The following is a 1,729-nucleotide window of genomic DNA, read 5'->3' as shown; positions in this document are numbered from 1 at the left end:
TGTGGTATCTAAACTGTTTAATATTATCCAACCCGATTTGGCAGTATTTGGACAAAAAGACTATCAACAGTTGGCAATTATTAAGCAATTGGTACGTGACTTAAGTTATCCGATCGAAATCATAGGCGCGCCCATTATCCGTGCTGATGATGGTTTGGCGTTGTCCTCGCGCAATCAGTATTTAACTAGCGCTGAGCGTCACATTGCGTCGGTACTACATCAAGCGCTTCAACGTTTGGCTCAGCAGCTAGCAACTGGCAAGCTAAGTCAACAAAGGATGCAAGCATTATTGGCAGAGACACGCATGTACCTTACTGATGCTGGATTCACGATTGATTATCTAGAGATAAAAACGGATCAGCTAGTCTCAATAACTACTGCTGAAGGCTCCGAGATAGTTGAAAAACGGTTTATTATTTTAGTTGCCGCTTGGTTGGGAAGAGCCCGTCTATTAGATAACGAGTTTGTCACTATTAATGAGTAGTTTTAATGATGGATTCACAACGTGTGGTAATACCAAAAAGACAGAAAACGCTTAACATGCTCGTAGACAAAGTAGACGATAAGATATGGTCAATTCGCTATAAAAACAATACAGCGAGACTGGTATAAATTTTTTGCAGCCTCTGTCAGCGTAGACACAGCAAGCAAGAAAAATTTATACCAGTTGCGTCTCACATTACAACGTATTGATTTTATTTGGTATCGACTATAGCCTATTTTTCATTAGGACGGATATTGGCAATCTCTTGATGAAAAGCATCGATATCTTGAAAGTCGCGATAGACACTGGCAAAGCGTACATAAGCGACATCATCTAAAGTTTTAAGCTCACTCATGATAATCTCGCCCAAGACTTTACTACTAATTTCTCGCTCTCCCATCTGTCTGACACGCTTCTCAATACGACTAATCATCGCCTCTTGCTCGTCAATCGTGATAGGGCGTTTTTGTAAGGGTAATAAGATAGAGCGACGCAGTTTTTCATTATCGTAAGGCTCAATTTTGCCGCTAGACTTAATAATTCTTGGCATCACCACCTCTACCATCTCAAAAGTGGTAAACCGCTCTTGGCAGCTGTTACAAGAACGACGACGACGCACTTGCGCACCTTCCGCAGCAAGACGCGAGTCAATAACTTTGGTATCTGACGCGTTACAGTACGGGCAGTGCATAGTAATTTCCTTGTTTTAACATTAAGAGCAAGAGCCGTTGTTGATAAGTTTAAGCTTTTTATCAGGCAATCGAAGATAGAAACAGTAGTTTGCTAATCACTTACCAATACAAAAACTGCCGAATATCTTACCTAGTAGGTCATCAGCACTGAATTCACCAGTGATTTCACCCAAACTATGCTGAGCTTGACGTAAGCTTTCAGCGACTAACTCTCCTGCTTGAAAGACCGTTAGCTGCTCATGCGCCTCTGCTAGATAGTCAGCCGTCCGTCTAAGCGCATCTATATGACGCGTACGGGCGATGAGGCTATTCTCTGGTGGATGGAAGCCGACTTTAGCACATAATTCTTCGATTAATGTATCAATGCCAGCCCCTGTTTCACATGAAACATTTACTTGCTCATAACCGCGATTAGTGATTTCATTTTGTGAGACCGTCATCGCTATTTTATCTTTGCTATGAGTCAACAAATCACTTTTATTGGCAATAATTAATAGTTTTTTGGTGGCTGGTAATTCGCCAAATAGCTGCTTTGCAAGTTGCAACGGTGTGG

2 protein-coding genes and 1 pseudogene are annotated in these 1,729 nt (G+C 41.6%); 1 reads left to right on the top strand and 2 read right to left on the bottom strand.

What is annotated here, in order from left to right; genetic code table 11:
* Positions 1 to 484, top strand: a 484-nt coding sequence (locus ACS8FD_RS13700; RefSeq protein ID WP_439276281.1) for a pantoate--beta-alanine ligase, incomplete at its 5' end; no start/stop codon positions are given.
* Positions 485 to 716: 232 nt separating this feature from the next.
* Here ACS8FD_RS13700 and nrdR read toward each other — a convergent pair.
* Positions 717 to 1,175, bottom strand: coding sequence for a transcriptional regulator NrdR (gene nrdR / locus ACS8FD_RS13695; protein WP_058369796.1), 459 nt, complete (start codon positions 1,173 to 1,175; stop codon positions 717 to 719).
* Between the two features lie 96 nt (positions 1,176 to 1,271).
* Positions 1,272 to 1,729: pseudogene (gene trmE, locus ACS8FD_RS13690) on the bottom strand (tRNA uridine-5-carboxymethylaminomethyl(34) synthesis GTPase MnmE); the annotation flags it as partial.

This window comes from Psychrobacter sp. 1U2 (assembly GCF_051847575.1).
This window is presented reverse-complemented; position numbering and strand designations above follow the sequence as displayed.